This is a genomic window from Borrelia venezuelensis (assembly GCF_023035835.1).
In the GTDB taxonomy this organism is placed as follows: Bacteria; Spirochaetota; Spirochaetia; order Borreliales; family Borreliaceae; genus Borrelia; species Borrelia turicatae.
The window spans coordinates 118,357-144,245 of sequence record NZ_CP073220.1 but is presented as its reverse complement, the minus strand read 5'-3'; the positions used below and the strand labels follow the sequence as shown (position 1 = coordinate 144,245).

Genomic DNA, 25,889 nt, shown 5'->3' with positions numbered 1-25,889 from the left:
AATACTATTATCATGTTATGTTAAAAATTATTATTATTAGTATTGTTAAATTTTCTTATATTAAGAAATAGATATTTTACTATATTTATTTATGGGAGTAAATATTAAGAGGTTAATATTAATTTTTATTTTATCTTTTTCTTCTTATGCAGAAGTTATTAAAATATCTGTTGAAGATGCTATTCGTATGGCTTTAGAGAATAGTTTGGAATCTAGAGATGCTGAGTATAGAGAAAAGATAAAAAAATTATATAAAGATAATTCTTGGAATCTTTTGATCCCAAATTTGGGGTTTTCTTCAAATTTTTCAAGGCAAAACTCTTTTATGCCTAATGTAGAAGGGAGGGGAGAGTGGAACTTGAATTTTGGTGTTGCTGCTGATCTTTCAGTATCCCCATCTATTGTTAATAACATTAGACTTACTGTTTTTAATTATGAGGCTGCTAAGATAGACAGAGAAAAAGTCATTAAAAATATTAGGTTAAATGTTCTTAAAATGTATAATGAACTTTTAGCTTTCAAAAGTATTTTAGAAGTATTGGAAAGTCAGTTTGAAAATAGCAAACTTAAATTTGAGCAAGTAAAAATTTCTTATCATAATGGGCTTATTTCTGAGATAGATTATCTTGATGCTAAGCTTAAGCATATTAAATTTCAGCCTAGTTTAGATGAACAAATTATTAAGTTTGAAGAAACAAAAGAAAGATTTAAATTATTATTAGGATTGGATGTCTTGCAAGATTTTGAGACTACAGGAGAATTATCAGATGAAATCTTAGACATTTCATTGTTTGATGAAGTCATAAATATTGACGGTTATTTAGAAGTGAGAGAATTAAATAATTTGACTAAAATTATGCAAACTACTCTTGAGAGTCTTTGGCTAGATGCCTTTTTGCCGAGGTTTTCGTTCTCAGCTTCTTATAATCCCGGAAGCATTTCTTTTAGTGATGGTTTGAGTGGTTCATTTAAACAAGGGTTGCATTTTTCTTTGGGATTAACTTATAGCTTTACCGAGGTTTTGCCATTTTCAAAAAGTTTTACAGAGATATGGGAACGAGATTATCGGTTAAAATTCTTAGAGAATCAAATTGAAAATAAGATTCGTGAATTTAAATCTAATATTATTCAAAAGCGCAAAAGTGTAAGACTATATAAGTCGATTTTAGATAACTCCAAGATAAATTTGGAAATGTCTAAGAAGAATTATCAAGTAGCTTTTGATTCCTTTAATGTGGGTACTATAGATCTTATTAAATTAAATGACATTGAAGCTTCCTATAAGCAGAGTGATTTACAATTTATACAAGATAAGCTAAATTATGCCAATGCAATACTTGAATATAAAGATTTAATAAATAAGTTGGATTGATAAGGGTATTTTATGAATTCGATTTTTAATATGAGAGGTTGCTTTAAGTATTATTTGTTGCTTTTAGTTTTATTGTTTGTCCTTTCATGTAATGAGGGGACTGAAAGTGAAGTACAAGGAGAGATTAATACCAATAATACTACCAGTGATTTTACTAATGAGCCTTATAGATTTCCAGTTGTTGCGATGAGAGTTCGACAGGGTGCTTTGAGTAATTATATTTCTTTAAATGGTGATGTAGATACCAAAGTTAAAGTTGAGGTATTTCCCAATATTACAGGTGAAATAGTGTCTCTTAATATGAAGCTTGGAGCTTATGTAAAAAAGGGACAAATTATCGCGACACTTGATCCTTCAAAACCAGGTTTTCTTTATTTAAAAAGTCCAGTAAGATCCCCGATTTCTGGATATGTTTTAGCTATTAATTACAAAATTGGAGAAACAGTTGGGACTCAAACAAGTATTGCGTTAATAGGTAGAATTGATTTAATTCAGATTAAAACTTATGTTTCTGAGAAATATATTTTAGATATTAAAGTTGGCAATGATGCAATTATTGAGCTTGAATCTTATCCTAATGAAAAATTTAAAGCTAAGATTTCAGAAATATCTCCTGTTTTAGATTTTAAAAGTCGTTCTGTTGCAATATATCTTGAACCTATAGGGGATAACGCAAGAAAAATGATTATTGGTATGTTTGCCAAGATTAAACTTATTACTAAGCATTTAGAAAATGTGATCAAAATTCCAAGCCATGCTTTTGTTGAAAGGGAAGGTAAACTTTGTGTATTTAGATTAAATCCAGATACAAAAACAGTTGAAAGGGTGTTTCCTTTAATAGATTTTGAAATAGATAATATTATGTCTATTCGGGATGGTATTAATGAGGGTGATTTAGTTGTGATTGAAGGTATTTCTTCTCTTTCTGATGGAGCTTATGTAGATATAGTGGATATTCGAGATGGGCTTGATGTTGAAGACAATGTTTGATTTTTGAGGTTAATTATGTTAGTAAAAAAAATTGTTGGTAAACCAATAACAATGTTAATATTGTTTTCATTATTGATGATGCTTAGTATTTATACTTTTTCAAGATTAAAGATAGATTTGCTCCCCAACATTGGAGACAGTTATATCACTATTTCTACTCAGTATTCAGGAAGTTCCGCAAAAGAAGTAGAAGAAAAAGTGACAAGTCTTTTAGAAGGTAATCTATCCTTAGTTAAGAACATAAAGACAATAACTAGTAGTTCTTTTAAGGGCCATAGCAGTATTAATCTTCAGTTTTATCATGGAACTAATTTAGACTTGGCTTTGAATGAAATAAGAGATGCGCTTGAGATTTCAAAAAGAATTTTACCAAAAGAAGCAAGCTTACCTAGGATTTATAGAGGAAGTTTAGGCTCTTCGCCAATAATATCGTTTGTTATGTATGCAGATAGACCGGTTTTAGAACTTAAAAGGTATGCAGATAATATTCTTAAGCCTAGGTTGGAGAGACTTAATGGGGTTGGACGTGTGCAAGTTATTGGAGGTGGAGGTAAGCATATTTTAATTGAAGTGTCGCAAAATAGGTTAGAGGCATATGGACTTACTTTATCAGAAATAGTACCGTTTATTTCTTCTCAAAATGTTGAATTTTCGGTTGGTAAGATGTTAGATAATGATTTGGAATATCAAGTACAAGTATCTGGAAAATTTAATTCAATTAAGGATTTGGAAAACGTGGTTATTGCTTATGGAAAGCCAAGTATTTATTCTTTAGGTGATAATTCATTTGTTCAGGTCAGACTGAGAGATATTGCAAGTGTTAAGAGTGTTGCTCAAGATGTAAAGGATTATGCATATTATAATGATAAGCCTTCTATTGTGATATCTATACAAAAACAGAGCGATGCAAATTCTGTTTTTGTTTCAGATGCAGTAAATGCAGAGGTTGAAAAAATCAAGCTTGCACTTCCAAAAGATATATTTTTAGACATTTCTTATGATGATGCTGAACATATTAAAAAGGCTATTTCTTCTGTTGCTAATTCAGCTTATTCTGGAGCAGTGCTTGCATTATGTATTATTTTTTTCTTTTTAAGAAGCTTTAGAGCGACAATTATTATTGGTATTACAATACCATTAGCGATTGTTCTTACCTTTTGTTTAATGTATTTTGCAAATATTTCGCTAAATGTTATGAGTCTATCAGGTCTTGCTTTGAGTGTTGGTATGCTTGTAGATTGTTCTATTGTTGTAATAGAAAATATATATAAATATAGGCAGAAGGGTGCCAAGCTCATTTCATCTGCTATTCTTGGAACACAGGAAATGATGTTGCCAATTATGGCTGCAACCTTGACATCAATTTGTGTATTTGCTCCTATGCTTATTTTTAAGGCTGAGTTGGGTGTTATTGGTGATTTTGTTAGGGATTTTGCTTTTACTATTGTAATATCTTTAGTGGCTTCTTTGTTTGTTGCAGTTTTTTTAGTATCTGTGCTTTCAAGTTATTATGTTGGGCTTTATACTACTTCTCAAAAACCTATTAAAAATAAATTGATTAAAAGGATTGATGATTTTTTGTATGGTATTTATTTTGTTGGAGAGAGATTTTATGTTAAATTGCTAAACTATGTTTTAACTTGGAAATTAGCTTGTTCATTGATTATTCTCTTTAGTTTTATTTTAAGTTTAGTTTTATTTCCTCTTTTAAATGTATCTTTTCTTCCCTATGAACGTTCTTCTTTAATTCGTTTTGATTTTAAATTTCCCCATAAGACAAGTTTGAAAATTGCGAAGTTTTATTCAGATAAAATTTTAGAGATTGTAAAAAATGAAATTAAGGTTTATAAGAGTATCGTTTCTGAAATAAATTCAAATGGTTTTATCTTTAACGTTACATTACCTTTAAAGGAGGAAGCCGATGGAGAATTCGTTGAGGATGAAGAGGATATTAGATATAGAGTTTATAAACGTGTTGAGAAACTTTATCCTGATTTTAATTCCAATGCTTCTTCACGAGGAGGTTTTTTTGGTGCTTCTCCTATTGAGATTAAAATTATTGCTTCGGATTTTGAGTATGCAAGAGAATATGGAGAATTTTTAGTTAGTCTTTTAAAGAAAAAATTTCCCAGTCTTGTCAATCCTAGACTTAATATACGAGAAGAGATGCAAATTGATATAGAAATAGATAGAGAAAAGGCCTATTTTTATGGAATTAATATGGAAACTCTCTCAAGAGAGATTAGGGCTAATATTGGTGGAATTTCAGCAGGAAATTACATTGAAGATGGAGTGAGTTATGATATTTTGCTTAGGCTTGATAGAGACAATATTGCTAGCTTTAAAGATTTAGATAAAATATCTATTTTAAGTGCATCTGGTGTGCAAGTGCCCTTTTCTTCAATTGTTAGGCTTAAAAAGACAAAAGGAATTGGTGAAATTTCTAGAGAAGATCAGTCTTTAGTAGTGAAGCTTACAGCAGGTATTGCTCCAGGTGAAAATTTAGCTTTAATTACAGCTAATGTAGTAGATTTTGTAACTAATAAGGTACCTCAGAGAGATGGGGTGTTGGTTAAGTTTGAAGGAGAATACAGTGAGTTTACAAGTAGTATGCAGCAATTTGGGGTGATAATGTTTATGGCTGTCTTGCTTGTGTTTGGAGTAATGGCAGCACAATTTGAATCTTTCTTAAAGCCATTTGTTATTCTCTTTACAATACCATTAACCTTAATAGGTGTTGTACCGTTTTATTTTATATCGGGAGAAAAGGTTTCTGTTTTTACTGCTATTGGCATGCTTATGCTTATTGGTGTTGTTGTTAATACGGGTATTGTATTGGTAGATTATATTAATTTGTTGCTTAAGAGGGGCTTTAATCTTAAAGATGCAGTGCTTGAGGCAGGTCGCTCCAGGTTTAGGCCAATTTTGATGTCTGCTTTAACATCAATAATAGGACTCTTTCCCCTTGCATTCTCAAGTTCAAGTGAAAGTAATCTTATAAAGCCAATTGCTTTTACCTTTATTGGTGGAATGGTTGCTAGTACATTTCTGACTTTGCTTTTTATTCCTATGATTTTTGAAATTTTTTATAAACTTTCTATAAACGCTTTTATTTCTTTTAAGTCAGGGGGTCCTGTTGACAAAATTGATCTTCAGGGAGGAAGTAGGGGTTTTTCAGATAAAATATAAATGCAAATATTATTGATATTTCTAAAATTAATACTAGGGGAATGTTAAGATTGATGGTAGTTCGGATGATGTTTTTATTGATGAGGATTAAGATTGGGAGGGTATGTGTATAGAGCAGAAATAATTTCTAATCTGTCTTTAGAGCTTGATCTTCATGAGCATATGCATAGGATAGAAAAAGATTTAGGTGAATGTATATATTATTCTAAGATATATAATGTTCAAGGAAAAGGGAGAACGGGTGAGAAGCAAGGTAATGAAATTTGGCCTGAAGAAAATTTTATTCTTGTGGTTTATACTGATAATTTATTTATTATAGAAAAATTAAGAAATGCTGTTGAGATGTTAGATCAAGAGTATCCTACTGAAGGAATTAGATTTTTTGTTATAGGCAACTAAATCTTTATTGATTTTTGGTAATGCATGTTTTATTTTTATAAAACTTTTTATCTATTGACGAATTTAAGCTAATGAAAATTGGATTATGATTTTGTTATTTAAGGTGTTATAATTTATTTATAATAGTTGTTATTATGAGTGTGTAGTAGGTTCATATGTCAATAGTAAAAAACTTTTTTGAAATTGCTAAAAAACGTGGCAATGGAGTTGCACAAATATATAGAAGTAACAAAGATTATTTCAATGTTACTTATGAAGATTTAAAAAATAATGTGTTAAAATTTGCAGCATTTTTAAAAAAGATGGGTTTGGGATATCAGGATAAAGTGTTTATTTGTTCTGAGAATAGAATTGAATGGAGTGTTATAGATTTTGCGATTTTGGCTTTAGGTGCTGTAGACGTTCCAAAAGGAGCTGATGTTACTCTTTTTGAAGCCGAAGTAATTATTAATAATGTGCTTCCCAATATAATAATAGTGGAAAATTTCAATCTTCTTGATTCGGTTGTTCAGATTAACTTTAAAGTTGACCCTATAATTGTTATTATTGATGACTTAGATGAAAAGGATAAAATACAGTTTGGTAATTTTAAGATTTATACTTATAAAGAGTGCATTTCAATTGGAGATAAGTCAAGGCAAGATGAAGAGATTATTGAAATTTTAAGTAATATTAATCCTGATGATATGGCAACAATAATATATACTTCTGGTACTACAGGGAATCCTAAAGGAGTAATGCTTTCTCATGCTAATTTTCTTTATCAGGTTTCTAGTTTTAGTCGAATGATTAATACTAGTGAGGGACAAATATTTATGTGTATTTTGCCAATTTGGCATTCATTTCAAAGGTCATTTTCTTATAATATTTTTCTTAAAGGTATGACTTGTTTATTTTCAAGTATTGTTCCAAGAAACATGCTTGATGATATGAAAAATGTTAATCCTCATTATATTGCAGCTGTGCCTAGGCTTTGGATTGCAATAAAGCAAAATATCTTTAAAGAGGTTGCCAAGAAACCATTTTTGTCAAAATTGTTATTTAAGATTTTTGTTAAATCAGCATGTTTAAATGATATCTGCTATAGAATAATTTTAGGATTATATCCCGATAATGGATTTGATTTGTTATTTCCTATGAAAAAACTCTTAGGGATTTTGGGTCTGATTTTTTTCTTTCCTCTTAGAGTTTTGGGAGATTTAATTATCTTTAAAAAGATAAAGAAAGTTTTAGGCAATAATTTTCTTGTTGGGATCACTGGTGGGGGTAGTATGTCTTTATCTGTTGTTAGGTTTTTTAACTCAATTGGAATTGAGCTTGCGAATGCTTATGGATTAACAGAAGCATCTCCTGGTGTTGCATCTAATGAACATGAAAAGATAATGATTGGTACTTGTGGTAGGATATTGCCTGAAACTGTTGCTGAGATTAGGGATGAGAATGGCAATAAGCTTAAGACACCAGGCAAGGGAATTTTATTTATTAAAGGTCCTCAAGTTATGATTGGATATTATCAAGATGAAGATGCTACAAGGCAGGTTATTGGATCTGATGGATTTTTGAAGACTGGTGATATTGTTAAGTTATCAAAGGATAATGTTGTTCAGATCATAGGACGAGAAAAAGATACTATTGTTTTAAATAATGGAGAGAATATTGAGCCTGCTCCAATTGAAATTAAGCTTGAAGAATCTTTACTCATTGAAAAGGCTGTTGTTGTGGGTCAAGATCAAAAATTTTTAGGTGCATTGATTCTTCCTAATTTTGAAGAGATAAATAAATATTTAGAAAGCATGGGGCAAAAAATTCTTGATGCTCACAATAGGCGGCAGATTATTGCAAATAATATTGTTCTTAAAGCTATTAATGATGAGATAAAAAAGCTTATTAATAGAGCCAATGGATTTAAGCCTTTTGAGCAAATATTGAGATTTGTTCTTTTAGAAAAACCATTTGAAGTAGGTAAAGAAATGTCTATTAAGATGGATGTTAAGCGTAATTATATTTTAAGTTTTTATAAAAATGAGATAAAGAATTTATTTTCTTAAATTATTTTAAGATTATTTCAAGTTCGTCTATATGTTTTAATTTTGTGTTAGGTGGTTTAGATTGTTTGTATACAAAACCATTTCCTTTTATCTTGATTTTTATGTTTGTATAGTTTTTTAAGATTTTCATTAAATCTCTTTTTGAGATTCCTGTAAGGTTTGGCAGGGTTTCTGTTTTTTCATATTTTATTATAGGTTTTGGTATGCTAATTTTTGAAGAAATTTTAATTTCATTGTATTCATTTTTATTATTGCGATGTTCAATCAATTCTATTATTTCTTTTGCCATTGGTGCAGCAATTCTTGTTCCATATATTATTTTTTTAGGATATCTGTATACAATATATATAATGTATTGCGGATCTTCTGTAGGATATATTACTAGTATTGAAGACGTGTAATCTTCATCCGAATATTTACCTGTGTTTTTATCAATTACTTGTGAAGTTCCACTTTTTGCTGAAATGCTTAAGTTTTTCATCTTGAGTTTTGGGATTCCTCCTTTATTTACGACTTCTCTCATCATTTTTAGAACTTCTTTTGCTGTATGCTTAGATATTACTTTTTTAATTTCTTCTTTTTGAAATTCTTGAATTGTATTTTCCATTTCATTGCTTATTCTTTTTATGATTTTGGGTTTTAACATAATTCCTTCATTACTTAATGCACTAGCAGCCTGTAATATTTGAATGGCAGATACTCCTATTTCTTGTCCAAATCCAATTGTGGCTTTGCTTCGTCCGGACCATTTTGAATGGTGGGTTAATAGACCTTTTGTTTCTCCGGGCAAGGGGAATCCTACTCTTTTTCCAAAACCAAAGTCTATTAGTTTATTATGGAAATATTCGTTACTTACTTTGTCTGTAATGTGTGCTATTCCTACATTTGATGAGTAAATTAGAATTCCACTGGGATCAATATAGCCATAAGGAGGATTTAGAGTTTTAATTGTAACTACTTCTCCCGATTTAAATTTTTTTTGGTATATACCGTTATCTAAGAATTTTTCATTTGATTTTAATAATCCACTGTCTAATAGAATGGCTACTGTAAAAATTTTATTAATACTTCCAGGTTCATAGGTTAGGGATGTGGCAAAATTGTTCCATATTTCTTTAGGATATTTTGCATAATAATTAGCATCATATTGTGGAAATTGAAGCATTGATAAAATTTCTCCATTCTTAGCATTCATTACTATGGCAATCATATTTTCAGGTTTGTTTTCTTTAAAGTGTTTTTGAGCTATTTGGTTTATGCTCTTTTGAAGATCTATGTCTATTGTCAAATATATGTTATTTGTACTTAATTTTTCATTTATAGATTTTTGTTTTGTGAGATCCTCATTCAATATGGTGTTTAGAGAAAGTTCAATGCCTGTAAGTCCAATATTATCAGTTCCTACAAATCCTGTAATATTGCTAGTTAATTCTTTAAATGGATAAATTCTTGTGTAGTCTGGATAAAGTATGATGTCTTTTAATCTTCCTTCTGACTGAATTCTTTTAATTAGTTCAGATTCTTCTCTTGTTATTTTTCTTTTTATATATATGAATCCTTTTTTTAAAGACAGTTTTTTTTTAAGTATTTGAGGATCAATTTTCAATATTGCACCAAGAGTTTCTGATGTATTTACAATATTTTTTATTTTGTTTGGATCCGTTCCGACCGAATGTGATTTTGAAGAGAAGGCTATGATTTTACCATTTCTATCATAGATGTTGCCTCTTCTTGAGATGTGGTTTATATTTTGAGAAAAATATTGTATGTCTTTTGAGGACATTAGCACAAAATATTTATAAATGGTTAACAGAGTTATTATTAGGAAAATTATGAGGATGATATTTAATCTTAAGCTGCTAGCAAATTTTTTATGCATTAAATATTTAGATGCTCCTTATATTATATTAAATATTTGACAGTTGATGATTTTAGTATTAGTGTTTGATTAATTTTTTTTCATATTTATAATATTATATTATGAAAAGATTAAATTTGAAATTAATAGAGGTTTAAATATAGTGGATGTTAGAACTTTAAAGGGGTTTAGAGATTACTTGCCAAAAGAAGCGTTAATTCGTACTCATATTATAAAACAAATATATAGTGTTCTTGTTTCGTATAATTTTGATTTAATAGATACTCCTATTCTTGAGTATTCTGAATTTCTTTTAAGAAAAAGCGGGGATGAGGTAGAAAAACAAACTTATCGGTTTAAAGATAACGGAGATAGAGATGTTTCTATGCGTTTTGATTTAACGGTTCCTTTTGCAAGATTTATGGCTTCTAATAGATCTAAGCTTAAATTCCCTTTCAGGAGATCTCAGATAGGCAAGGTATTTAGAGGTGAGAATACTCAGAGGGGTAGGTATAGAGAATTTATGCAATTTGATTTTGATATAGTAGGTGAGGATACTTTTCGTAGTGATGCTGAAATTTTATCTATTGTTTATTGTGGGCTTGAAGAGATTTTTTTAAATTTCATAGAAGGTATTAATAGAAAGTTTGTTATTCATTTTTCTCACATTGGTATATTGAATGCTTATATTGATAAGTTGGGATTAAAGGATAAAGCCACTTTTATTTTAAGGAATATAGATAAATTAGATAAAATGGGGATTGAAAGTGTTAGAGAAAATTTGCTTGTACAGATAAACGAAGAGCATGTTGATTTGATATTGGAGTTTATAAATTTAGAAGGGGCTTTTTGGGATAAACTGGAGACTTTAAAAGGTGTTTTAGAGAACAATGATGCTGTTAAGAGGATTGAGGATGTTTTTGTACATCTGAGTGCATTGGGAATTCAAGATGCTTTTAATTTTAATCTTAAGATAGTTCGTGGGCTTGATTATTATACCGGGATTGTATTTGAAGCTGAGATGATAGGTATTAATATGGGAAGTATTTGTAGTGGTGGAAGATATGATAATCTATTATCCTTATTTTCTAGCTCTTTGCAAAAAGTTTCAGGAGTTGGAGGATCTTTTGGTGTAGATAGAATTCAAGATATAATTGAAATTGAGAAATTTAATTATATCAAGTTATTTGTGGTTAAGGCCAGTTCTAGAGTATTAATTGTTAATATAGATGATAGTTTACAAGATTATTATTATAAACTTGCGGATAAATTTAGAAGGCATGATTATTCTAAGATAAATAATATTGCTTGTGAAGTGTATCCTAAGAGTAAAGAGGGTAAAAATATTAAGGTGCAAATAGAATATGCTCTTAATAAGGCTATAAGGTTTTTAATTTTTGTAGGCCAAGATGAATATAGAGAAGATAAGTTAAAAGTGAGAGACTTGACTAAAAAGGAAGAATTGTTATTGTCTTTTGATGAAGCTATAAAATTTATTAAGGGTAATGACAAATTTTTATGCACACCTTTTTAACTTAAAGGTATTTAAGCTTTAGTGTCTTTGATTCCTTATTAAGTACTAGTTCTTCTGTTTTTCTATCTTGCGTATCGTAATTGCATTTAGAGTTAATATGTTTGTGTTGTAGTCATAGTCTATTTGTCCTAGTATTTCAACGTAATCTTTAAAATTGATATCAATATCAAAAGTTGTTTTTGTTGTTATAATTCCTTCAAGAGTATTTTTATTATATCCTACATAAAAGTCAAAGTAGGTTATGTTGTCTTTCTTTTCAATATTGTTTGCAATTCCTTCCCATTTGACATATACATTTGAGTAAATTAATGGATTTTTTTTGATTTCTTTTAAAACTAAATAATCGTCGAATGTGATAAAATTAGGTCTTGAGATAAAACTTGCAAGATTTTTAGCTTTAAGTTTAATTGATTCTGAGGCATTTGAATTTAATATTTTATTTATTTCAATTCTTGCAAAATTATCTTTGCCTTGCTTTAGGTGAGTTTTTATTTTTTGAAATGAATTTTTGATTTCAGTTTCAGTGAGTATAAATACAAATTGTCCCTCATGGTTTTCAATTTTTTCTTTGTCATTTATTTTAATATCATCAATGTATGCCGCAATATTGTTAATAGCTTTTTTTTCTTTTACTTTAGAGTTACTTAATGACAGTTTAATTGTTTCTTTTGAATGTATGAGTAAGAATATTGCTATTAATAAAAATGCAAGGCTTGCTATTATTAGTAATATTCTTATTAATTTAGATAAATTTTGTCCCGTTTCTACTTTGATTTCTGGAAATAGCTTAGCATATATTTTGTTTTTATTCAGGAATAGTGCTCCTTGAATAGGATTTTTTCTAATGGTTTCTAGGGAAAATTCTGATCGTTGTATTTCTTGATTCTCTTCTATCATTTTAAGCCATATTTGTATAGCCTTGTCTTCTTTGCCTTGAGCTGCTAATAATATTGCAATTGATTGCTTAACATCTGGTTCTGTTGGATTTAAAGTGTAAGCTTTTTTTAGATATGTTTGAGCAGTTCCTAAATTCCCCATTCGAAGATAAGACATTCCTAAAATATAATGATAAAAATAGTAATTTTTATAAAGGAAAATTTCCTTTTCTAAAAGTTTTACTACGTCTGAATATTTTTGAGAGTTATAATAACTAATAGATTTATTAATAAGTTTATTAGGTTCCATTGCCATAAAGTTGAAGTTACCCTCATGATATTATTTTTTATGTTTTATATATAAATATTATCTTAAAAAAATAATAAATAGAATATTGTTTTTTGTTTTAAAAAGACCGGTTTGACTAAAAATTTATTAATGTTATAATTATATAAGCTCGTTTGGGATTTATACATATTTTAAAGTGGTAGGAATGTGTCATCAGAAAAAATCGCGGAATTAATCAAAGATATTTATTTAAGCTTCAGAAAAGGTGATTTTAAGACAGCTTTAATGAAATCAGAGGAAGCACATTCTCTTGATTTTGATAATATTGAGATTTTAACGGCTTTAAAAAGTTCTGTATATTGGAATGGTCAAGTCGAAAGTCTTGATCGTATAGATAAAGACTATGAGAAGGCTGAGTTTTTAATAAGAGAATGGAATAATTTTGCTAGAAGATATTTAAAAAAGATGAATTTTGATTTTATTCAAGGTCGTAACTCAATTAAGTATTTTGTATTTCAATTATGTTTGGAGATATATAAAAATATATATAAATTACAGCCAGAGAATTTAGATATTTTAATAAAGATTGCTAAGTCTTACAAGGGAATGGGTAATTATGAGAGAGCCATAACTGTTTTTTTGCAGATTTTAGGAGATACAAAAGATAATGCAGATGTAGTTGCTGAACTTGCTGATTCTTATGCCCTTATTGATGAAATTAAGGAGGCTAAGGTATTATTTAGAGAGGCTTTTTTTATTAATCCCCAAAAGATAGATATAGATGCGCTTGAATCTGAGATGATACTTAAATTAATAGAAGCTATTAAGAGTGATAGAAATATTTCTGATACTCTTGTTAAGGAGTGGATACCTGTTTATGGAGCACTAAATGGTGTTTTTAATATAAAAAGAGAATTAAGACCTATTGAACTTGGTCATTTAAAGCAGTCTGTTTATAGTTTGCGTAATGAGCTTAAGGAGAAGTCTTATAGATCAATAAATGAGAGCATATTACTTCCAAGGCTTATTAATAAATATTTTTGGCTTATTGATCATTATGTAAGGATAAAAGAAGATCGTGTTCGGATTGATGAAATTTTATCTTATATTAAGGAAATAGATATAGGAATATATCAGCAATATGTTAATTAGATTGGTTTTTAATAAAATTGATATTAGGAGAGTTGAATGTCTAATATTACTATAGAAAGATTAAATAATATCTTGCAGGAGGATAAATGGACAAGGATAGTTGTTAATAATTATTCTCTTGCCAAGATAAGGGAATTGGATGAATTAATAGATAGTATAATTTCTGAAAATTTAACAGAAGAAGCTTTAGATATTTGTGGTAAACATTTAAAGGATGTCAAAAAAAGTATTGCTGGTCTTTATATTTCAGGCATGCTTATATATAGTCGAAGACCGCTTAATGATATGAGTTTGCTTACAGTTGTAGACTTGTTTTCACAAAATTTGAAGTGGTCTCTTGTTGAACATATATGTCACAAGATGCTTTTAACTTCTGAAAATAAGCATGCACTCTATACGCTTGCAAAGATATATTCGCAAAATAATGAGAATGATAAACTTCCAGGTATTTGGATGCGCATTGTTGAAGCTGATGTTGATGATACTGTATGTGTAAGGCAACTTGCTACGCATTATGAGAATATTGATTTGCAGAAATCAATATATTTTTTTAGAAAGGCTATTTACCGTTTTATCGATAAAAAACAAATGTCAGGTATTAGAGAGGTATGGTCTAAATTGATCAGATATGTTTCTGATGATTTTGATTCTTTTCTTCTTATACTTCAGAAAGTTGAGAAAGAGCTCGGATTTAAAAAGGTTGTTGTTCTTTATGAAGATTTATATGAACATTATTCTGTAAGTGAAAATATTGATGAAACAATAGAAATTTTGAAGGGAATTTTGAAGCTTGACAATAAAAATCAAAAAGCGAGAGAAAATTTAGTTATCTTTTTAAGAGAAAAATATAAAGATGTTAAAAATATTGAAGAATATCTTGAAAAGTCTGATCTTGAAAATTTGGATAAAAATTTTATTGATGTTTATTCTGATTTTGAGAAATATTTATTTTTTGCTAAGGGTAATTTTGTATATCATCAAACCTGGTTTGTAGGAATAGTTAAGGATGTCAATGAACAAGGCATTGTAGTTGATTTTGTTTCTAAACGAAGACATTTTATTAGTTTTGATATGGCTATGTCTGCGCTATCTCCTCTTAAGAAAGAAGATATTCGGGTTTTAAAGGCGATTAAGCCAAAAGAAGAGCTTGTAGAGAATCTGAAGAGAGATGTTGAATGGGCCTTAAGGATAATTATTAAAAGCTATAAGTCAATTGATCTTAAAGGGATAAAAAGAGAACTTGTTCCAAGTTTGATGACTCAGAGTGCGTGGAATGCTTGGAGTGTAAAAGCTAAACAAATTCTAAAAGATAATCCCCATTTTGTTATGGCATCTGGAAAAGCCGATTGTTATATATATAATGAGCGAGCTTCTAATTTTAATGAAAAGATTTATGATAAATTTAAAGTAGAAAAGGATTTTTATAAAAGATATGAAATTTTTATGCACTATTGTACCGCTAGTGGTGTTGTAAAGGATTTACATGTTGAAGAAGAAATGCTTAATTACTTTTTGATTTATGTTAATAATTTTGCAAAGGTTGATCATTATGTTATAAGTTCTTATGTAATACTTAAGTCTTTAAAAAATTCTGAGAGGGGTGGTGCTTTTAAGATTAATATTGAAAAAGATATTAATTTGGATGTTCTCTTAAAGGAGTATTCCAAGAATATAGTTGATCTTTTTGATTCAATCTTGAATGCGGAGATTAAAAAGGAGTTGGTATCCTTAATCAAGGATGAATTAGTTGATTGGGTTGTTTATTATAAGCAGCTTTTTCCTTGTTATGTTAATAAAAAATTGATAGATTCTCTTTATAAAGAAGATATAAAAGAAACAGCACATCTTTTTAACTATATCATAAAAAATTATAAAGTCTATAAAGATGCTTATATTTGGCTTTTAAAGCATTATACTTCGTATTCACTTGATTTAGATTATTCTGATTCAGAGTTATTGATAAATTTGATCAAAATTTTAACAGATAGTGTTGTTAAGATTAATAATAAAAATAATTCTGTCGCTAACAAGAGAATTTATAAAATGGTAATGAATCTTTTAATTAAGGATAAATATCTTAGTATTGTTTTAAATAATGTCATGGATGAGGAGCTTGCCAAAAGAATATATATGACTTGTTTTTATATAAGAGATTTTCCCCCAAAGGATCTTTTACATATTAAAACTGCAATAAGAAGTGTGTTTATTGATCTTGAATTTGAAGATGAGAAAATGCAATCCTCAGGGGATAAAGTCGAGATAGGATTTTTAACTATTTTAAGTTCTCTTAGTAAGAAGCAAAAAGAATTGCAGTACTTAAAGGATGTAGAAATACCTGAAAATTCTAAAGAAATTGGCAAGGCCCGTGAACTTGGTGATTTAAAAGAAAATGCAGAATATCACTCTGCAAAGGAAAGACAACAGTTTTTAACAAAGAGATTAAATTCTCTTATGTCAGAAATAGATGTTGCAAAAGTTATTGATACTAAAGAACTTCAAAGCTCTGTTGTTGGGTTTGGAACAAAAGTTACTATGATTAATAAAGATACAAAAAGGGAAGAGTCTTATTTGATATTTGGACCTTGGGAGTCAAATCCTGATGAAGGTATTATATCGTATAAATCTCCTTTTGGAGAAAATTTATTAGATGCCAAAGAAGGTGATAATCTTGATTTTGTAATAAATGATACTCATTTTCAATACTATGTTAAAAAGATAGAACCTGCCAAAATTAATTAGAAGAGGTAAAATGTCAAAATTAAAAGATAAAATAGATGATTCTTTAAATGATAGATTAAATAGAGAAAAGGCCATTGAGCTTGCTAGAATTCAAATAGAGAAGGATTTTGGTAAAGGAAGTCTTATTAAGATGGGAGAGTCTCCTGTGGGTAAAGGCATAGAGAGCATATCAAGTGGTTCTATTTTGCTTGATGAGGCAATTGGTGTTGGAGGATATCCAAGGGGAAGAATAATAGAAATTTTTGGCCCTGAATCTTCTGGAAAAACCACTTTAACTCTTCAAGCAATTTCTGAAGTTCAAAAAAATGGTGGAATAGCAGCTTTTATTGATGCTGAACATGCTCTTGATCCTGTTTATGCAAAAGCTTTGGGTGTTAATATTGATGAACTTTGGCTTAGTCAACCTGATACTGGAGAACAAGCTCTTGAGATTGCTGAATATTTAATTAGAAGTGGTGGAGTTGATTTGATTGTTGTTGATTCTGTTGCCGCCTTAACCCCACAAGCAGAGATTGATGGAGAGATGGGCGATTGTCAAATTGGGCTTCAAGCAAGATTAATGAGCAAGGCTTTAAGAAAGATTACGGGTATACTTTCAAAGTCTAAGACTTGTATTATGTTTATCAATCAGTTAAGAATGAAAATCGGTGTAATGTTTGGCAATCCAGAAACTACTACTGGAGGAAATGCTTTAAAATTTTATTCTTCTCTTCGTCTTGAAGTTAGGAAAATTGAACAGGTAACGGGGAGTTCTGCAGATGATGTTGTTGGGAATAAGGTAAGAGTTAAAGTTGTGAAAAATAAAGTAGCACCTCCTTTTCGTAAAATCGAGCTTGTGATTTATTTTGGGAAAGGTATTTCACGTGAAGCTAGTATATTAGATGCTTCGATTAAGTATAAGTTGATACAAAAAATAGGTTCTTGGTATTCTATAGGAGATGATAAATTAGGACAAGGTAGAGAAAGTGCTATTATTTATCTCATTAAAGAAAAAGAACTTACTAATGAACTTGAGATTAAACTTAGAAAGATAATTTTTGAAGGTCTAAGTCCAGATTCTATTGAAATTGGTCCGCCTAATGTTAAAAAAGATAAAGAATAGAATGACAAATTTAGATGATTATTTAATTGTTTGTAATGATTTTAAAGGGGGAATAGAAATTTTCTTTGATTATATAAGAAATAAAAGAGAAATTTTAAAGACTTTTAATTTAAATAAAATAATAGAAGATTTTTTAGTATTTTCTGAGAGTATTGAAATAGATGTTAAAGAGTTAATTAAGTTTTATTCTTTTTCGACCAGTTTGCTTTATTTAAAGACACAAATTCTTTATCCAGTAAAATTAAAAGATAAGAAGTTAGTTGAAAGGGAGATGGTTAAAAAATTAATAAATTTCAGTGAAAAATATGTAAAGTCCAAGTCCTCAACTCGAAATTTAAAAGATGAGAAGTGTTTAAATGTATCTAAATCTTCTTTTTTGAGAGAAAATAGTATTTTTTTTGAAAGTGTGGATAATGTTCAAAATTATATGGTAGGTATTAATAAGGTTAAGAGTAAAGTCAGTAGGATAAGTAAAAAGCATGATGATATTTTACGTAATATTAAATTTAGATCTAATGTTATTTTAGGTATATATGACGCTAAAATTTTTGATAAAAAAACAAAAATTATTGCTCTTTTAACTAAGGAAGATAATTTTATTTTTGAATTTTTATTAAATTTTGATGATAAGTTTTACTTTTTTGAGAGATTTTGTTACTTTTTAATCGTTCTTGAATATAAAATGTCAAATATTATAGATTTAGTTTACGTAAATGATAAGTTGGTTTTAAGAAAGGGAAAAAGTATTGACGAATACAAACAGCAAAGGGCTTAGAGTTCATGTTTTTTTAGCAGAGAAAGGTGTGGGCTCTAGGAGGTTTTGTGAAGATCTTGTAAGAAAGAATTCTGTTAGAATAAACAATACTCTTGCAAAACTTGGAGATAAGGTATTCTTAGGTGATAGAGTGGAGTGTAGAAAACAGGTATTTGTTTTTAGGGATTGTAAAGTTGAAAGTAAGATTTATATAGCCCTTCATAAACCTAAAAATTATTTGTGTTCCAATTTTGATCCAGAGGGGAGACAGTTGGCAATATCTTTAGTTCAGCCTTTGTTTAAAGAACGTTTATTTTCAATTGGTAGGCTTGATTTTAAAAGTTCTGGGCTTTTACTTTTTACTAATGATGGTCAGTTTGCAAATAATATTGTTCATCCAAGGAGTAAGGTTGAAAAAGAGTATATTGTTGAGTCAAAAAGGGCTGTTAATGAGAATTTGCTTATTAATTTTAAACATGGAATAAAGATAGGAAGGGAAATTTTTAAGTTAAAATCTTATGTAATGCTTGGCAATAATTCTGTTAAATTGGTTTTAACGGAAGGTAAAAATAGGGAGATTCGAAAAGTTTTTTTAAGTAAGAATATTTTTTTAAAGAAAATTCACAGAATTAGAATAGGTAATATTAAATTGGATGATTTAAAAGAAGGGCAAATTAAGGTTTTGTCTTTAGCTAAGATTAATAAATTCAAGACACAAATTTTGGGAGAATATTAAATGGTAATAGCAATTGATGGCCCGTCAGCTTCGGGGAAAAGCTCGATTGCGAAAGCATTGGGGATGAAATTAGGGTTTAAGTTTATTAGCTCTGGTTATTTTTATAGGATAATAACTTTGATTGCTCAAAGGTTTTCACTAAACGAATATGATTTGCTTAGTGAGAGTAAAATTTTGGAACTTGTATCACAAAATGATATCAAATTTAATGGTTTTGATTTTTTGCTTAATGGTACAAATGTTATAAGCCATATTTTAAATGAAAGAATAGATTTTCAAGTTTCTCTTTATTCTTCTTATATAGGTGTTAGAAATATTGTTAATAAAAAATTAAGAGAAATAGTTAAATTAAAGGATGATAATTATATAATAGAGGGTAGAGATATTACTACTGTAGTATTTCCAGAAGCTGAGGTCAAGATTTATCTTGATGCTTCTGTTAAAGTGCGAGCTTTAAGACGGTATAATCAAAGGAGTGATAATGTAACTTTAAATGAGTTAGAGCAAGCACTAGAGAGACGGGATGAGATTGATCAAAATAAAGAGTATGGTAAATTGAAATTGGATAAGGAAGTGTTTTATATTGATACAAGCTATAAATGCTTAGATGATGTATGTAATATTATCATAAAGACGTTTAATTTGAAAAAAAAAGTGATAGAGAGGTGAGAATGGAAAATCAAGAAGATTTACAAGAAAATTATCTAAAGGTTCTTGAAAAAGTAGAACTAGGTAGTAGTGTTTCTGGTGTTGTTATAAATGTCATGAAAGATTATGTGCTTGTAGATATTGGTTATAAATCTGAAGGTTTTATTAAAATCGATGAATTTGAAACCATTCCAAGTATTGGAGATAAGCTTGATGCAATAGTTACAAAAGTAGGGGGAGAATTAGGATTAGTTCTTAGTGTTGCAAAGCTTGATTCTCTAAATTTGCAAGATAAGATTGATGAGTATATTTCAAATAGAAAGGTGCTTAAAGGCAAGATTTTAGCTGAACTTTCAAGTGGCTATAAAGTTCAGATTAATGAGAATGTTATTGGATTTATGCCATCTTATTTGAGTTCTAAATTTAGAGATGAAAAATTAAAAAGAGGTTTAGTGGTTGAGTTTTATGTTGTTCAGGCAGATAAAACCGATGGCCTTAGACTTATTCTTGATAGACGAACTTTGGAGAGAGAGAGAGAGCTTGTAAAGAAAAAAGAACTTGTTAGTTCTTATAATGAGGGGGATATAGTTGATGGTGTTGTTGAAAGAATTACAGATTATAGTGCTATTATAAAGGTTAAAAATCTTGTTTTAGGAGTATTGCATAAAAGGAATATTGCATTTAATCGTGTTGAGAATATTGAAGATTTTATTCGTGTTGGTGATAAATTAAGATTGAAAATCATTAAATTAAATGTAAATGCAGTAAAGATGGAGTTATCTCTTAAGGCTTTAAAGACAAATCCTTGGGATTCTGTTGAGGCTAAGTATAAGGTTGAGAGTATTGTAAAGGGCAAAGTTGTCAAAATATTACCTTTTGGGGCTGTAGTTGAACTTGATAGTGAGATATCAGGATTTATTCATATAAGTAATTTTTCTTGGGTAAGGGTTATAAAAAGTCCTCAGGAATTAGTTAAAGTTGGTCAAATCGTAGAAGTTAAGATTTTGGAGATAGACAAGGAAAATCAAAAAATATCTTTAGGTATTAAGCAAGTTAATGAAAATCCATGGAATAATTTGGCTCAAAGGTGTGCTGTTGGTAAAGTTGTTCAGGGTGTTGTTAAAAATATTACAAAGACGGGTGCTTTTGTGAGCATTGAAGAAGGTATAGACGCATATATTAGTAAATTTGATATTTCTTGGATTGACGAAGTTAATCCTGAGGAATACTTTAAATTAGGCAGTTCAATTAGTGGAAAAGTAATTGAACTTGATGCAAAGAAGCAAAATATTAAGTTGGGAATTAAACAGTTGGAAGAGAATCCTTGGGATGATTTTTCTAAGAGCTATAAGAAAGGTGATACTCTTGAAGTTGAAATTGTAGAGAAGAAGTCAAAGGGAGTTCAGGTAAGAGTTTATGGTAAAATAATGGGATTTATTAGTAAAATACAACTTGGAGATACAAAAGAGTCCAGTTTGGAGACTTTTGAAAATTTGAATATTGGAGACAAACTTAAAGTTATAATCACCAATATTGATTTTAAAAACAAATTAGTTTTGCTTTCTTATAGGGCTTATAAAGAGCAAAAATCAAGCGAAGAAATTTCTTCTTATTTGTTTAAGGAAGATGATGAAGAATCTTATAAACCCTTTGCAAATCTGTTAAAGAGGAATGCTGATGTTTAAAAATAAATTTTTTATAGGTATTTTTACAGTTATTGTTTTTGTGGGAATTGTTGTTTATTTTTATAGTTCTATGGATGTAGATTATGTTAAGGCAGGAGGGGATGTAGTAGAAAATCTTGAGAGAGATTTAAATCTGTATTTAAGAGCAAAAAATATTGAAGAGAAACTTGAATTAGAGTCTAAGATAGAGGAGTCTATAAATAAGAGAGACGATGTTGCTTATGAATTTCTTTCACGGTTTTATCTTGCCAGATCTACTTATTTTCAAAGTAAAGGTTTATACAAAGAAGCTCTTGAGGATTTAGATATTGTTATTGGTTCAAAATGGATTGAAAGAGAGCTTGCCTATCTTAATAAAGCTGTGATTTATGAAAAAATGGGACAGGTGGATAATGCTTTAATCATATATGATAATTTGATTAAGCAGACTAAATTAGATTTTATTAAAATTAGAGCCCTGCTTGGTAAGGCAGTATTAATTGAAACTAGAGATAAAAAATTGGCTATTGATATATATTCAGAGATTGCTAATTTTTCTTATGAAAATAACTTATATGTTAATCTTGCCAAGAATAAGCTTTTGCAGCTTAGATGATTTAGTTTGTTTTTTTGTTTTAGTATGAAAAAATTTGATAATAACATTATATTATTAATTGTTTTTTTATTAGTAGTTAGTTGTGGTCTTGAGGATATTGTCATAGTCGATTCCCCTTTGGTTATTGATAGTAGAGCTTCCAGAGATACTCTTGCTTTTGCGTTGCCTTCTTGGTATTTTGGTAATAACCATAATTCTAGGGTTAGGGGTTTTGATATATATTATAAATTTTATCCAGAAGGATCAAATTACCATTTTAGGGGTTTTGCAGAAAGTGTTCAAAAAGATTTTAATGCTTTAAAGAGTGTTTTTAATAATGTTAATGAGTTTAATAGAAGGGGATTTTATAAAATTAATTTGGATGGTGATCGTTTTTCAGGGAAACCGACTTTGAAATTAGACAAAAGCTGGATTCAAGGAAATTTTCCTTTATATTTTGAACTTAATTTTGAAAATTTGAGAAAAAGTACCCCTGGTTCGGTTTTTATTAATATAAGAAAAGGTAATAGTTCTTCAGCCCCTCTTATTAGGAGTATCAAGACTGTATATAGATCTTATGTTGTTAATGATTTGTATAGGGAGTTTTCTGAAGCTTTGAAAAAATCTAAAGTCACTAACAGTACAAATAGGCCATTTGATCTTAAGCATATTAGCGATAGCTTTTTTACAAAAGATGTTTCTCCTAAATATAATTTAGTAATTTTTGTTATGGCAGTAGGTAATGCTATTGAAGATGATTTATATAGTGTTATTGTGAATTTAGGGAGTCTACATGGTTTTGGGTTGTCGAGTTAGTTAAAGGCCGAGACATGGTAACGTTTTTTTTTCATTTAATTTTAACTAATATTATTATTTCTTTTGTGGTAAGTTTTTTTGTTGTCTTTTTTGGTATATTGAGATTTGGGTTTTTGCTGGTTTATTTGATAAGTTTTTTAGGAAGTGTTTTATTTTTATTTTTTATACCTCTTTTTTATTCCGATTATTATAATAGACAAGTGGATGTTTTATTTTATTTGTTCCCAGTTATTGGTTCAATAGTTTTGATATCTTTATTAGGATTTTCTGAGAGAAGTAAGAATGATTTATAAAGAAAATTTTGAGATTGCACTTGTATCAAATTCTTTTGCTAGGGCCGAGTTTTTAGAGGCTTTGAAAATTAAATTTTTATCCCTTAGTGTTGATATTGATGAAGGTTCAATAATGAAATCAGGTGAAATTGGTGTTACAAAGAGGATAGCGGTTCTTAAACTTACTAATGCTATTGAGAAGTATGGCAAGGATAAATGTTTAATTACTGTTGATACTTTGTTAAAGAATGATTCAATTTATGTTGGAAAACTAAGTGATGAAAAGGAAGCTTTTAGTAAGATAATGGGATATAGTCATAAGCTTATTGAGGTTGAAACTAGTTTTTGTGTATTTATTCCAGGGAAAGAAAAAATAATTAAAGCCTGTGAGGTTTCATTTATTAAATTTAGGGAATTAACCCCAGATATTGTTTATCATTATATTGCACTTGGACATTGGAAAGATAAAGCTGGAGGTATAAGTCTTAAAAATGGTGTTGCAGATATCTTGATTAAATATATTAATGGTAGTTATTCAAATATCATAGGCTTACCAATTGGTTTGTTTTATGATATTCTTATTAGAGAAAACGTAATTTCCACTATATAAGTAGTGAGTAAAAGCGAGGGATTTAGGAGGTCGTTTTGGCAGTTATTACTATGAAAAGTCTTTTAGAGGCCGGAGTTCATTTTGGACATCAGGTAAAAAGGCTTGATCCAAGAATGAAAAGGTTTATCTTTTCAGAGAGAAATGAAATCCATATTTTGGATTTGCAAAAAACTTTGCAAGGTATTAAAGATTCTTATGAACTTGTTCAAAGTGTTATAAAAAGTGGTAAAAAGGTCTTGTTTGTTGGTACTAAAAAGCAGGCAAGTGAGATAATTGAACAAGAGGCTAGAAGAAGTGATATGCCTTATGTTAATAATAGATGGCTTGGTGGAATGCTTTCAAACTTTAATACTATTAAAAAATCAGTTCAGAAATTAAAGAAATTAGAAAAAATGGAAATTGATGGAACTTTTGAGATGATTAGTAAAAAGGAAGTTTCTCAACTTAATCGTGAAAAGTTAAAATTATCTAAAAATTTGACAGGAATTAAAGATATGGAAGAGCTTCCTGGTGCCGTTTTCATTATTGATCCTAAAAGAGAACAAATAGTGATTAATGAGGCTAGAAAGCTTGGTATTCCTATAATTTCAGTTGTTGATACAAATTGTAATCCGGATGTGATTGACTGTCCAATTCCTGGAAATGATGATGCAATTCGTTCTGTTGCTTTATTTACTAAGATAATATCTGATGCTATTTTGGAGAGTGATAAAGAGGTTGGAATTCAGATAGTTGAAAATTTGAATGAAGAAGACTTAATGAGTGAAATTGCAGTTAAGGATGAAAAAAAAGAATTATAAAATTTAAGGAGAATAATATGAGTATTAGTCCTCAAGAGGTAAAAAAGCTTAGAGATGTAACTGGAGCTGGATTTGGTGATTGTAAGAAGGCATTAGATGCTGTTGGTGGTGATTTTGAATTGGCAAAGAAAAAACTTCGAGAGATGGGTATTGCATCTGCTGATAAGAGAAGTGGTAGGGATGCTAAGGAGGGACGAGTATTTTCTTATGTAAATAAAGAGAGAGTGGGTCTTTTACTTATTTCGTGTGAAACAGATTTTGTTGCTATGAATAGTGATTTTGTGACTTTTGGAAATTCTTTGATAAAACAATTGGTTGAGAGTGGTAAAGATTCTTTAGATAAGCAGCAAGAGCTTGAAATTAAAAATTTAGCAGCCACAATCAAGGAAAATATTCATGTAAGTAAGATTTATATTTCAAATATTGCATCTAATGAACTTGTAAAAAATTATCTTCATGGAGAGCAATCTAAGATAGGTGTTTTTATTAAATTAAAGGTAGATGATGTTTTAAAAATGGAAGATGAGAGTTTAAATAATCTTGCAATGGATTTAGCTTTACATGTAGCAGCTTTTGCTCCGCTTTATTTAAGCGTTGTTGATATTTGTTCTAATTATATTAAAGAGCAGGAAGAAATGTTTACAAAGCAGATGGAAGCTAGTGGAAAATCTGAAGCTGTAATTAAAGGGATAGTATCTGGGAAACTTAAAAAGCATTTGGGAGAAATTGTTCTCTTGGAACAAGGATTTGTAAAGGATGATAAACTTACCGTTAAAGAAAAGATTGAAGAGATTTCTAAATCAATTTTAACCAAGATAGAGATAGTAGATTTTAAATATTTAAGTGTTGGGTAATTATTTATGATCTTTTTAATTTTTAAGGAGGCTTGAATGGAGGAATATAAGGCTTTATTGGACGAGAAGATGAGTAAAGTTCTTTTATCTCTTGAGAGTGAATATAAATCTTTAAGAACGGGCAGGATAAATAGCTCTCTTTTTGATAAAGTGTTAGTTGATTATTATGGAGAAAAGACCCCTTTAACTAGGGTTGCCAATGTTAGTATTCCTGAGGCAAGACTTATTGTAATTCAGCCTTGGGATAAAAGCTTATTATCTAAAATAGAACAGGCTATACTTAATTCAGATCTTTCTATGAATCCTTCAAGTGATGGGGCAGTACTTAGAATTAAAGTACCTGTATTGACTGTTGAGAGACGTAAAGAAATAGTAAAGCAGGCAAAAAAAATTGCGGAAGAATATAAGGTTGCGGCCAGAAATGTAAGGCAGGAATTAAATAGTAAGGCCAAGAAGCAAGAAAAAGATTCTCAGATTACTGAAGATGATTTGCGTCGGATTTTAGATGATATTCAAAGGGATACTAATTCTTATATCAAGAAAATAGATGAGATTTTTGATTTAAAAACAAAAGAAATAATGGAAGTTTAAAT

Annotated in this window: 22 protein-coding genes; 20 read left to right on the top strand and 2 right to left on the bottom strand. The window is 29.3% G+C overall.

All coding sequences use genetic code 11. The features are described 5' to 3' along the window. Positions 1-91 precede the first annotated feature (91 nt). The 5 genes from bvRMA01_RS00700 (at position 92) to bvRMA01_RS00680 (ending at position 7,998) form a co-directional block, all read left to right on the top strand. Entirely contained in the window at positions 92-1,372 is a 1,281-nt protein-coding gene (locus bvRMA01_RS00700; RefSeq protein ID WP_247031472.1) for a TolC family protein, read from the top strand. Between the two features lie 12 nt (positions 1,373-1,384). Continuing rightward, positions 1,385-2,362: an efflux RND transporter periplasmic adaptor subunit gene (locus bvRMA01_RS00695; protein WP_247031470.1), complete on the top strand. Its 978-nt coding sequence runs from the start codon at positions 1,385-1,387 to the stop codon at positions 2,360-2,362. Between the two features lie 15 nt (positions 2,363-2,377). Continuing rightward, positions 2,378-5,551: an efflux RND transporter permease subunit gene (locus bvRMA01_RS00690; RefSeq protein ID WP_247031468.1), complete on the top strand. Its 3,174-nt coding sequence runs from the start codon at positions 2,378-2,380 to the stop codon at positions 5,549-5,551. A 93-nt stretch (positions 5,552-5,644) separates the two neighbouring features. After that, a complete protein-coding gene (locus tag bvRMA01_RS00685) occupies positions 5,645-5,950 on the top strand; it encodes a PG0541 family transporter-associated protein (protein ID WP_011772099.1) in 306 nt (101 codons plus the stop codon). Between the two features lie 155 nt (positions 5,951-6,105). Further along, positions 6,106-7,998: an AMP-binding protein gene (locus tag bvRMA01_RS00680; protein WP_247031467.1), complete on the top strand. Its 1,893-nt coding sequence runs from the start codon at positions 6,106-6,108 to the stop codon at positions 7,996-7,998. Position 7,999: 1 nt separating this feature from the next. On the opposite strand, the gene bvRMA01_RS00675 is transcribed toward bvRMA01_RS00680, so the two are convergent. After that, positions 8,000-9,877 carry a penicillin-binding protein gene (locus tag bvRMA01_RS00675; RefSeq protein ID WP_011772097.1) on the bottom strand — a complete coding sequence of 626 codons (1,878 nt, stop codon included), beginning with the start codon at positions 9,875-9,877 and terminating at the stop codon, positions 8,000-8,002. A 142-nt stretch (positions 9,878-10,019) separates the two neighbouring features. Between bvRMA01_RS00675 and hisS the strand changes: the two genes are divergently transcribed. Next, complete coding sequence (gene hisS, locus bvRMA01_RS00670; protein WP_247031465.1) at positions 10,020-11,390, top strand: histidine--tRNA ligase; 1,371 nt, start codon at positions 10,020-10,022, stop codon at positions 11,388-11,390. A 45-nt stretch (positions 11,391-11,435) separates the two neighbouring features. Here hisS and bvRMA01_RS00665 read toward each other — a convergent pair whose 3' ends face one another. Further along, entirely contained in the window at positions 11,436-12,575 is a 1,140-nt protein-coding gene (locus bvRMA01_RS00665; protein ID WP_247032388.1) for a tetratricopeptide repeat protein, read from the bottom strand. Between the two features lie 186 nt (positions 12,576-12,761). Between bvRMA01_RS00665 and bvRMA01_RS00660 the strand changes: the two genes are divergently transcribed. From bvRMA01_RS00660 to frr, 14 genes are read left to right on the top strand one after another with little or no spacing between them, the layout of a single operon-like run. Beyond that, positions 12,762-13,706, top strand: a complete 945-nt coding sequence (locus bvRMA01_RS00660) for a tetratricopeptide repeat protein (protein ID WP_011772094.1) — start codon at positions 12,762-12,764, stop codon at positions 13,704-13,706. Positions 13,707-13,742: 36 nt separating this feature from the next. Continuing rightward, complete coding sequence (greA, locus tag bvRMA01_RS00655) at positions 13,743-16,445, top strand: transcription elongation factor GreA (protein ID WP_247031463.1); 2,703 nt, start codon at positions 13,743-13,745, stop codon at positions 16,443-16,445. Positions 16,446-16,455: 10 nt separating this feature from the next. After that, complete coding sequence (gene recA, locus bvRMA01_RS00650; protein WP_011772092.1) at positions 16,456-17,547, top strand: recombinase RecA; 1,092 nt, start codon at positions 16,456-16,458, stop codon at positions 17,545-17,547. Beyond that, complete coding sequence (locus bvRMA01_RS00645; RefSeq protein WP_240390430.1) at positions 17,525-18,322, top strand: hypothetical protein; 798 nt, start codon at positions 17,525-17,527, stop codon at positions 18,320-18,322. Before recA ends, bvRMA01_RS00645 begins: the two co-directional genes overlap by 23 nt. Beyond that, the gene (locus bvRMA01_RS00640) at positions 18,294-19,037 is read left to right on the top strand and encodes a pseudouridine synthase (protein ID WP_433996707.1); all 744 of its coding nucleotides are present in this window, start codon (positions 18,294-18,296) and stop codon (positions 19,035-19,037) included. The genes bvRMA01_RS00645 and bvRMA01_RS00640 overlap by 29 nt, the downstream gene beginning before the upstream one ends. Continuing rightward, complete coding sequence (cmk, locus tag bvRMA01_RS00635; protein ID WP_247031461.1) at positions 19,038-19,706, top strand: (d)CMP kinase; 669 nt, start codon at positions 19,038-19,040, stop codon at positions 19,704-19,706. Between the two features lie 2 nt (positions 19,707-19,708). After that, entirely contained in the window at positions 19,709-21,370 is a 1,662-nt protein-coding gene (locus bvRMA01_RS00630) for a 30S ribosomal protein S1 (protein ID WP_041178416.1), read from the top strand. Next, on the top strand, positions 21,363-21,965 hold the full coding sequence (locus bvRMA01_RS00625; RefSeq protein WP_247031459.1) for a hypothetical protein: 603 nt from the start codon (positions 21,363-21,365) through the stop codon (positions 21,963-21,965). Before bvRMA01_RS00630 ends, bvRMA01_RS00625 begins: the two co-directional genes overlap by 8 nt. A gap of 24 nt (positions 21,966-21,989) precedes the next feature. Continuing rightward, the gene (locus bvRMA01_RS00620; RefSeq protein ID WP_247031457.1) at positions 21,990-22,760 is read left to right on the top strand and encodes a hypothetical protein; all 771 of its coding nucleotides are present in this window, start codon (positions 21,990-21,992) and stop codon (positions 22,758-22,760) included. Positions 22,761-22,774: 14 nt separating this feature from the next. Further along, positions 22,775-23,053 (top strand): hypothetical protein, encoded by a 279-nt coding sequence (locus bvRMA01_RS00615; protein WP_011772085.1) that lies wholly within the window; start codon positions 22,775-22,777, stop codon positions 23,051-23,053. Further along, a complete protein-coding gene (locus bvRMA01_RS00610) occupies positions 23,043-23,642 on the top strand; it encodes a Maf family protein (protein WP_247031454.1) in 600 nt (199 codons plus the stop codon). The genes bvRMA01_RS00615 and bvRMA01_RS00610 overlap by 11 nt, the downstream gene beginning before the upstream one ends. A 35-nt stretch (positions 23,643-23,677) precedes the next feature. Next, complete coding sequence (gene rpsB / locus bvRMA01_RS00605) at positions 23,678-24,442, top strand: 30S ribosomal protein S2 (protein ID WP_011772083.1); 765 nt, start codon at positions 23,678-23,680, stop codon at positions 24,440-24,442. A 17-nt stretch (positions 24,443-24,459) separates the two neighbouring features. Continuing rightward, entirely contained in the window at positions 24,460-25,296 is an 837-nt protein-coding gene (tsf, locus tag bvRMA01_RS00600; RefSeq protein WP_247031452.1) for a translation elongation factor Ts, read from the top strand. Positions 25,297-25,332: 36 nt separating this feature from the next. After that, positions 25,333-25,887 (top strand): ribosome recycling factor, encoded by a 555-nt coding sequence (frr, locus tag bvRMA01_RS00595; RefSeq protein WP_247031450.1) that lies wholly within the window; start codon positions 25,333-25,335, stop codon positions 25,885-25,887. Positions 25,888-25,889 lie beyond the last annotated feature (2 nt).

What these genes read in the sequence shown, in the direction of transcription:
- greA (WP_247031463.1), top strand. Translation starts at nt 13,743, where the DNA reads ATGTCTAATATTACTATAGAAAGATTAAATAATATCTTGCAGGAGGAT.
- bvRMA01_RS00665 (WP_247032388.1), bottom strand. Translation starts at nt 12,575, where the DNA reads ATGGAACCTAATAAACTTATTAATAAATCTATTAGTTATTATAACTCT.
- bvRMA01_RS00680 (WP_247031467.1), top strand. Translation starts at nt 6,106, where the DNA reads ATGTCAATAGTAAAAAACTTTTTTGAAATTGCTAAAAAACGTGGCAAT.
- tsf (WP_247031452.1), top strand. Translation starts at nt 24,460, where the DNA reads ATGAGTATTAGTCCTCAAGAGGTAAAAAAGCTTAGAGATGTAACTGGA.
- bvRMA01_RS00610 (WP_247031454.1), top strand. Translation starts at nt 23,043, where the DNA reads ATGATTTATAAAGAAAATTTTGAGATTGCACTTGTATCAAATTCTTTT.
- bvRMA01_RS00630 (WP_041178416.1), top strand. Translation starts at nt 19,709, where the DNA reads ATGGAAAATCAAGAAGATTTACAAGAAAATTATCTAAAGGTTCTTGAA.
- bvRMA01_RS00690 (WP_247031468.1), top strand. Translation starts at nt 2,378, where the DNA reads ATGTTAGTAAAAAAAATTGTTGGTAAACCAATAACAATGTTAATATTG.
- bvRMA01_RS00620 (WP_247031457.1), top strand. Translation starts at nt 21,990, where the DNA reads ATGAAAAAATTTGATAATAACATTATATTATTAATTGTTTTTTTATTA.
- bvRMA01_RS00625 (WP_247031459.1), top strand. Translation starts at nt 21,363, where the DNA reads ATGTTTAAAAATAAATTTTTTATAGGTATTTTTACAGTTATTGTTTTT.
- cmk (WP_247031461.1), top strand. Translation starts at nt 19,038, where the DNA reads ATGGTAATAGCAATTGATGGCCCGTCAGCTTCGGGGAAAAGCTCGATT.
- recA (WP_011772092.1), top strand. Translation starts at nt 16,456, where the DNA reads ATGTCAAAATTAAAAGATAAAATAGATGATTCTTTAAATGATAGATTA.
- frr (WP_247031450.1), top strand. Translation starts at nt 25,333, where the DNA reads ATGGAGGAATATAAGGCTTTATTGGACGAGAAGATGAGTAAAGTTCTT.
- bvRMA01_RS00695 (WP_247031470.1), top strand. Translation starts at nt 1,385, where the DNA reads ATGAATTCGATTTTTAATATGAGAGGTTGCTTTAAGTATTATTTGTTG.
- bvRMA01_RS00645 (WP_240390430.1), top strand. Translation starts at nt 17,525, where the DNA reads ATGTTAAAAAAGATAAAGAATAGAATGACAAATTTAGATGATTATTTA.
- bvRMA01_RS00700 (WP_247031472.1), top strand. Translation starts at nt 92, where the DNA reads ATGGGAGTAAATATTAAGAGGTTAATATTAATTTTTATTTTATCTTTT.
- bvRMA01_RS00615 (WP_011772085.1), top strand. Translation starts at nt 22,775, where the DNA reads ATGGTAACGTTTTTTTTTCATTTAATTTTAACTAATATTATTATTTCT.
- bvRMA01_RS00675 (WP_011772097.1), bottom strand. Translation starts at nt 9,877, where the DNA reads ATGCATAAAAAATTTGCTAGCAGCTTAAGATTAAATATCATCCTCATA.